Consider the following 8,258-nt stretch of genomic DNA (forward strand, 5'->3'; position numbering starts at 1 on the left):
AGTACAGGGGTGGTCAGGACGGACACCGCCGGTGCCCCGGATACACACATGGTCGTGTGCCGGGTGGGGCGGTTACGTCATGGATGATGTCCCCTGCGTAATGCAGCGATAGGCTGTGACTTCAGCAGCTATAGCCTTCCCGGATATGCAAATGCAACTGACTCTTAGTATTAAAGTGGCAGGTCTGCATTTACCGCATGGCTGGCAGGGACGTCTTGATTGCTACGCCCTATGTGGCTGCCGTCGTTTCAATCGGCGTCGCTGCCGCGATCGGCGCCTTCGGCTTCGGTGGAGATTTCGCCGCGGTGCTGGCGTGCCTGCTGCTGGCCGGGGTCTTCGGGCCCTTTCTCTTCGCTGCTGTCCGTTGCCTTTCCGTGCCGGCGCTCGTGCGACGGGCCGCGATGCAGGTGGATGTCCTGTTGCGGGAAGGGCATCTGGATGCTGTTCTCGCGAAAGCTTTCGTCGATGGCGAAGTGCAGGTCCGTCATTACGTCCAGGTAGCGGTCGGTTTCCCGGATGTAGCAGCGCAACTCGAATTCCAGGGCCGATTCTCCGAAAGCCTTGAAATAAACGTAGGGCTCGGGAAAGGCCAGCACGTCGTCGTGCTGGCTGGCGCAGTCCAGAAGTAGCTGATGCACCTTCCGGGTGTTCTCGCCATAGGCAACGCGCAGAGGTATGATGAGGCGCGCGATGCGGTTCTTGTGCGTCCAGTTGGTGACCGGCGAGGCGATCAGGTCCGAGTTGGGCACGATCACCGAGGAGCGGTCGAAGGTCTCGATCTCGGTCGAGCGCACCGAGATGTGGCGCACCATGCCCTCGTTGGGGCCAACCACCACCCAGTCGCCCACCTTGATGGGCCGCTCGATCAACAGCAGCAGGCCGGCGACGAAGTTCTCCACCACGGTCCGCAGTCCGAAACCGATGCCGACCGACAGGGCGCCGGCCACCAGGGCCAGGTTCGACAGGCTGATCCCCAGGGTCGCGATGGCCAGGATCAGGGCCAGGGCCACGCCGATGTAGCTGATGCCGGCCGAGATGGAGTTGCGGATGCCGTAGTCCAGGTAGGTGTTGGGCAGCACCTTTTCCGACAGCCAGCGGCGGATCAGGCCCGAGGCGAAAAGGCCGATGGCCAGGACCATGATGGCAAAGAGTATGTCCACAAGAGAGATGGTGACTTCGCCGATCTTGAGGCCGGTCAGAAGCTGTTCGGCCCAGAGCGTCACGATGGTGGACGGCACGCCGTAGACGAGCAGCAGGAGGTAGAGTGTGGGCAGGATCAGCAGGAGGTCGATCACCAGTCCGACCCAGAACAGAGTCAGCTGGTGCCGGGTTTCATCCTCGGGTTCATCGGAGCGCCTGCGGTGCGCCAGCCTCAGCAGGTGCGCCAGCGCCTCACGGAAGACCAGGCGCAGCAGCAGCACCAGGCCGATCAGTACACCGGTCACGATGATCCGGGTCTGGAGGAACTCCGCCAGACGGCTGTAGCCCGCCAGCGCCAGGAAAGGCGTTGAGGAGATGATGATGATCAGCAGGATGCGCCCTGCATTCCAGCTGGACGAGCCGAAGCCTTCCTCGGGATTGGTCCAGTAGCGGTTGGGTGTCAGCGAGAGCAGCAGGATGGCAATGACCGTGTTGTCCAGAAGGACAAGGGTCGAGCGCATGGCGGGCGTCAGGGCCTCGGCCTCGATGGCGGCAGTCTGCAAGGCCGCTGTGGCTGCGAAGATCGCGGCAATCAGGAAGATGCGATTGTAAAGAACCTGCGCGCCCAGCGCCGTGACCGGCATGATGCGCCAGGCGGGACGTCGGGGCGACAGTGCTGCCCGCGCCAATCCGGTCACCAGGATGAAGCCTGTGACGGCCGTCGCCAGGATATAGAGCAGTGTTGCGAAATAGCCGGTCAGGACCTGCTGCAGGTACAGGATCGTGAAGGCAATGGCGATCGCAAGGGCAGGGAAGATGGCCCGGGCCACGCCGTCGGAGACGGTGGCCACGATACGCCTGGAGTATCCCGGATCCTCTTCCTCCGGGTCGCGGCCAAAGCGCCGGTTCAACCAATAGCGTATGGGCCAGCCGACCAGGAAGGCCAGGAGCGAAATCCCGAAGAGGTAGATCCAGGGCAGGATACCTCGCGTGCCGATCTTTGCGGTTTCCTCCGCCCAGTCGACGGGTGCGGCCGCCATGCGGCTGAGGAAGGCAACCGTATCCTGCCCCGCCTGTTGCCAGACGCCTGGCCAGATAGGCGAAGGCGTGCGGGCCAGCACTTCCTCCTGCAGGCGCTGGCGCTCACGGCTGGCAATTTCCTGCAGGAACTCGTTGGAACGCACACGGACCAGGGCCGCCTGGCGCACGCGGGCCCGAATGGTGCTGATGCGTTCGTTCAGGTCTGACCGTGTCTGCTGGATTTCCGGGTTTTCCGGTGGCGCGTCCTCGCCGGGCGGTTCGCCCAGGCTTTCCAGCTGGTCTTCCAGAGGAGACAGGCGGCTTTCAGCCTCGTTCTGCCGGGTTTCCGATTCCGACAGAATCTCGCGCAGTTTGCTTTTCAACGCCTCCTCTTCTTCCGGGGAGATGTCGCCCTGCTGGCGCAGTTTCCGCTCGGCCTCCTGCAGGACGCTTTCCCAGCGGTTCATCTGGCTGTCGAACGCGGGTTCGCCCCCCGGGCCCTGGGCGGCTGCAGCCAGGGTGAGGAAAAGCGTCAGGAAAAGGGAGAGGAGGAAGCCTGTGCGCATTGCGTCCCGTCCGGCATCTGTCCGTTTGCTGGCCTGCTGTAGGTTGTCCCCATCTTTGGCAGAAACAGAGGCCTAAATCCATGAAATAGAACAGGCTTCAGCCACAGCTGTCGGGGCCGAACAGCTGGCCGGGGTCGCGCCCCAGGCCGCGCAGTTCGCGGCTGACGCGGCAGAGGTAGCGTTGCTGGTGGACGGGGTTGTAGGAGTGATAGTGACGCACCGCGGCTTCCCAGCTGCCGAACTGGCGCTGCAGTTCCTTCAGGAAGCGTGCCGAGATACGGGCGTTCCCTTCCGGGTCCAGGCCGTGGGCGAATTCGCCGACGTCCTCGCCGTGCCAGAAGAGGTTCACCTGCAGCGCGCCCAGGTCCACCGAGGCATAGCCGGCCAGCAGCAGGCGTTCCAGGCCTTCCAGCGCCTCCGTGCGGCTGGCGAAGCGCCAGCCGTGGCCGTTGCTGTTCAGCGACCAGGGCCAGGGGTGGCGCTCTCCGGCGACGTTGGTGCCGCTTTCCACCAGGGCCAGGGCCTGTAGCAGGCCATCAGGCAGGGCGTGGTCGGCCTCGGCTTGGCGCAAGGCGCGCCGTGTGCGGCGGGCGATGGCCAGGCTGTGCGCTGCGGGCAGGTCGGCGGTCTGCACGGCTGCGTCCTGCAGGGGCAGGAGGCGTCCATCCGGTGGCTTGCCCACCGGCAGGGGCGGTGCAGCGGGCGGCTGCCGGCCGGTCGGGCCGGGGAAGGACAGGCGCTGGGTCCAGCCCGCAACCTGGTGCGCAGTTGGAGTCTGTTGCCAGGCCGGCGGCGAACGGAAGTGCCGTGTGGCGGGCAGGGGCGGTGGATCCAGCAGGCGGGGCGGCAGGACGGCGGGCATCAGGGCGGCTCGCAGGGACTCAGGCCTGGTTTCGGGGCTGTCGGGCAGAGCTGAGGGCGGCAGGCTGGCCACAATCGCCTCTGTCACGGCGGGGGCCTGGCGGAGGGTTTCGGCCTGTGCGCGCAGGGCATGTGTCAGCGCGTCATCACTTGCCGGTGCGGGTGGCAGGGGCTGGGTCAGGACAATGCGCCCCGGCCGCGCCTCGGGCAGCAGGGCATCGTGGGAAACCGGCGCCCAGGCCAGCGCGAACAGCAGCAGGATCGGCGTGCCCGCCAGCGCCAGCGACAGCTGCAGCAGGCTGGTGCGCAGGTCGTGGGGCAGGGCCCTGAATTGGCCGAACGCCTGTCTGGTCCTCTGGCCGGCGTACCGCAGGCGGCGCCGGGCCGGGCGGGGTCTGTCCTGCATGTCCTGTCAGCATTGTGCCTGTCTGGGGCCGCCCGGCCATTGTGGCCGGGGCCCGGATCGGAAGCGCCATTCTGGCATCCGATATCTTACCGTCCGGTTAGCGAAAGGTAAAATGCTGCAGGAGGGCCTGGCCCGGCCGGAGGCGCCCGCTAGTCTTCCGCCCGGCGCTTCAGCTCCAGTTGGACCGTCCGCGGGTGGTCCAGCGTCATCACCGGCACGGCGGCCGCTTTCTCGTAGAGGACGCGTCCTTCATGGACGATACGTGCGCGCACCACATGCAGGCGATCCGGATGCAGCCGTTTGTCGCCCTCCAGCTGGAAGGACCAGGGGGGCGGACCGGAGATCGCCTGTCGCCCCTGGGCAACGTTGGGCCCGATGACATCGGCCTCGGTCTCTTCCTGCAGGAAGATCTCAAGCTCGCTGCCCTGCGGTGGCGCCTGGCCGTCGCTGGTGGTGACCTCGCCTGTCAGCGGCCCGGTCGAGGAGGAGCCGCCGGGCAGCAGGCCGCAGCCCGACAGCAGCAGGACCAGCAGCAGGGGCATGAACCGGAAGGATGAGGGGCGGAAGCAGGCTGGGTGGAAGGCTGTGCCGGACAGCATGGCGGAAGAGAGTCCTCCAAAAATGCATGACATAGAGATGCCGGGGCAAAGCCTGTCCCGGCCGTGAGGGAGTCGGCCCGATTGCGATTCGATCAGGATCCAACCTGCCGCAGAAGCTGACGCAAGGTCATGACGGGGAAAAGTGATTTTTCTGCGGCAAGCGGCCAAGTCCCGTCACGGGTGTGTGTCACAGGGGTGTCTGACACGGTAGGGGCGGCAAGGTCTCGGCAGGGGCCATCAGAAGGGGGTGCGCCTTCGTCACAGTCTGTGACAGGTCAGCACAGGGCCCCTGACACGTGACGCACGAGCCACCATTCAGGATACAGAAGGTACGTTAACCTTTTGCATTAACGAAAAGAATTTACGATTGGCGGTGGTCCTGGTCCTGTTCAAAAAGGCAAATATACTCCAAAGCCGTTCAATCAAAAGAAGAATCATATCATGATATGTCGTTAACCATCTCTTTATATTTGACCCTGCCTCGGCAATCCGCGAATTTATGCAGCATTCTAGTGACAATTTTCGGATATTTGCCGGAAGTACCGGTTCAGATCCGTGGAAGTCATCCTGTTTGGAAGGAGCCGAACGATGGTCGATCGCGTCAATGAAGACACCCGCAACGCCACCGCAGCCCAGGAGGGGCAGGAGGCGTCGACGACGGAGACCCTGGACAGCGGCAGCCAGCCGCTCAGCGAGTCCGTCGCGCAGCTGGCGCAGAACGAGCCGGAGAACACCGGTGAGAACCAGCAGGAGACCGGGCAGGAAACCCCTGACGATCCGCAGGAGCTGATTTCCCAGGCGCTGGCGGTCCTGGCCGAACAGGGCTTTGACGTCGAGGACGGGATCGACCTGGAAGATCCGGCGGTGGTCGCGGCCCTGCAGGACGCGGGCTTCAGCATCGACCAGCTGGTCCTCGCCGTGGCTGAAGTCACCGGCGAACAGATCGAACCGGCGGCCGGTCCGGAAGCCGGCCCCGCCGGCGCGGCCGACGGCGGCGGCGACCGCTTCGCCCCCACCGACCCCGGCAGCATCGACGACGGCATTGGCATCAGCGGCCTGTTGGATCCGCGTGGGTTGGAGCCAAGCCCGCTGTTGGCGGATCCCACGGGGTTCGGGGATGGCTTGGACCTCAGTATCTCCGTTTCTGTACAGACCGATCTCGACGGTGTGGCAGGGCTGGGCCTCTTCGAGGACTGGCAGCCAATCCAGGCCGAGAGCCAGGATCCGGGCGGCAGCAGCGGCTTCACCGATAGCGACACTAACTTCGATACGCAGATGTATCAGGATCTGAGGGATACGGCAGGCGATCTTAGCTACACGCCGTTCGATTCCCTCGGCAATCCGGGCGAAGACTTCCTGTTTCCCGGCAACCTGGTATTCGATATTGATGCCGAGCCGGACACTGTCCCGGTGGACTACGGTCCGCTCGAAATCTCGGGCGCACCGGCCGGTTCCTACCTCTTCTATGTGGACGGTGATAATACCATCCAGCGCTTCGACTTCGTGGACGGCACCGAGACCTTCACGCTGAGCGACGTCAGCGAGGCCTACCTGGAAGGCAACAACATCTTCATCCTGCCGCCCGAAGATAGCGACGTCGACTTCACGCTGGACGTCTCGCTGGATGTCGAGGCCCTGGGCGACACCATCACTTTCACCGGCGATGTGCCGGTGGTGCTGGACGCCGTCGCGGATCTGCCTGACGTTGATGCGCGGGGAGGTGAGACAGGCATTTTCATTGATGCGGATGATGTCAATGGTGATGTAGAAGTTGATGCCGACGGTGCTTTCATCTTCACTGAAGACAATTCGCAGAACAGCTTTTTTGACGAACTGCCTCCTATTAACCCACCGGTTGAGGAGCCCCAGCCATCTGGGCTGGAGAACTCGGATTACAGAGAGTTTGAGCAAGGTGATCGTGGGCTTCAAGACGGGCCGCGCGAGGGCATTTGCTGTTACAAGGGGACGGTCTATAACGAACAGCCGATCTACAACCTGCCTTTTGCCACCTCGGTTACAGACCGCGACCGTGCTTTTGACCGAGACCCTTCCGAAGGCCTTACGGAAATCCGTATCGCGCTAGGCGAGAATACCGAGAAGAACAACACAGAAGTTGCCGCTGAACTGCCGCCCTTTGGTCGGGGAGGGTTCCATGCATCGATAGGCGAACAGCTGTTGAATGCTGACACGCTCTTGGACGATGAGGATAACCCACTTGAGGTGCAGGTGACCTTGCCTGCCTCCTACTGGAGTGAGGAGACGGGGTTTGTTTCCCAGGGTGATGGTGGCGAGATCCTGATAACTGTCACTCTGGATCCGGACACGCTGGACCAAGATACTGGCGAGTTGGTGTTCAACGATTTCCAGGTTCTGGGCGAAGATGGTGAAACGCCCATCGAAGGCGTTCGCATTCAGGACATCGATTTTGGTGACTTCAGCGTTCATCTGCCACGGCATGCCGACAATGACCTCAATGTGAGTGTCAGTTCCACGGTTGAGGAGCTGCGCGCAAGCGTGGGCACGGACGGGGAGATCACTACGGAAAACAATACGGCTACGAACACCCAGGATTACGAGGTGAACTTCCTGGCTGTGGCCGATGGCACGCAGATCATTGTTACTGACTATTCTGAAATCATTGGAGAGGGAGGTGGCCTGTGTGATTTCACTCCACCTCAGGATAGTCCGAATACAAGCCGTGATGATTATGGCAAGCTCGAGGGAGACGAGTGGGGCGGAACTTACACTGCCATCTTCGCCGAGGACGGTGAGGAGAGCCGCGACCAGCACGGCTATGACAATGATGCAGGCGAGCCCAGGGACGAAAGCCGTCTGGAGATCCCCCTGCATTTCACGGCTACGCAGATTGACCAGGATGGATCGGAGAGCGTAACCAAGTTCACGATCGATTTGTACGGCACCGATTCAAGTGATCCGCTTCCCGCCGGTACTGAGATTACTTACCCTGCCAACAGTGATGATGGGGTGGTTATTGCGCGCTTCAATGAAGACGGCGAACTTGAACTTGAGGATGTGGACCTCTCGTCTATCACCTTCAATACCACGGAAGGTACAGAGGTTACAGGCTCCCTTTCCATTGAAGGTGGTAAGCTAGTCGTTGATCTTGACGAGAATTCTGAAGCTGCCGGGGAGGGCATAGTCCTCGATGGAGAGATCGGCGTACGCCTACCCATTGATAGCAGCAAGGATTTCTCGGCGGAATTCGAGGTCACCACAGCAGAGACAGATGCCACTGGTGCTGTGTTGCCCGGCCTGGAATGCAACACCACGAAGTCGACGATTGATTTTGATGTCAAAGGTGTAGCGGGTCCTGCTGAGGTTGGGTTCACGAGTTACGAGGATGAGGCTTGCCGTCCGATTTATGGCGAGGGCTCGGAGTCTGTCCCGTCGGACCTGACGTCTGCCTCGGAAAGTGGGCCGAATGGTGTGTCGCTGCACGGCTTTGGCTTTGGTGTGGCGTTCATGGCGAATGGCGCTCTGGATCTGTCGGATGAAGCGTCGGGTTCGGTGATTTTTGACGGCAATGGCGCGGGCGTTCGGGTTGGGAATGACAACGGCGAGAACCGCGGCGGTCAGGTTCCCGATCAGATTGGCCATGACCCGGACGGTGATGGTGGTTCGAGCGAGGCGTTGGTTGCCGAGTTG

At 62.4% G+C, this 8,258-nt stretch carries 4 protein-coding genes; 1 reads left to right on the forward strand and 3 read right to left on the reverse strand.

Features of this window, described 5'->3' with window-relative positions; genetic code table 11:
- Window positions 1–248: 248 nt before the first annotated feature.
- From G502_RS0100285 to G502_RS0100295, 3 genes are all read right to left on the reverse strand, one after another.
- Window positions 249–2,726 carry a DUF3772 domain-containing protein gene (locus tag G502_RS0100285; protein ID WP_022726665.1) on the reverse strand — a complete coding sequence of 826 codons (2,478 nt, stop codon included), beginning with the start codon at window positions 2,724–2,726 and terminating at the stop codon, window positions 249–251.
- A 97-nt stretch (window positions 2,727–2,823) separates the two neighbouring features.
- Window positions 2,824–3,993: a hypothetical protein gene (locus G502_RS21185; RefSeq protein WP_022726666.1), complete on the reverse strand. Its 1,170-nt coding sequence runs from the start codon at window positions 3,991–3,993 to the stop codon at window positions 2,824–2,826.
- Window positions 3,994–4,142: 149 nt separating this feature from the next.
- A complete protein-coding gene (locus G502_RS0100295) occupies window positions 4,143–4,592 on the reverse strand; it encodes a YbaY family lipoprotein (protein ID WP_022726667.1) in 450 nt (149 codons plus the stop codon).
- Between the two features lie 588 nt (window positions 4,593–5,180).
- On the opposite strand from G502_RS0100295, the gene G502_RS0100300 reads away from it, so the two are divergent.
- A partial coding sequence (locus tag G502_RS0100300; RefSeq protein ID WP_026988902.1) for a hypothetical protein occupies window positions 5,181–8,258 on the forward strand: 3,078 nt, incomplete at its 3' end.

The organism is Fodinicurvata sediminis DSM 21159, from assembly GCF_000420625.1.
Classification (GTDB): domain Bacteria; phylum Pseudomonadota; class Alphaproteobacteria; order Kiloniellales; family DSM-21159; genus Fodinicurvata; species Fodinicurvata sediminis.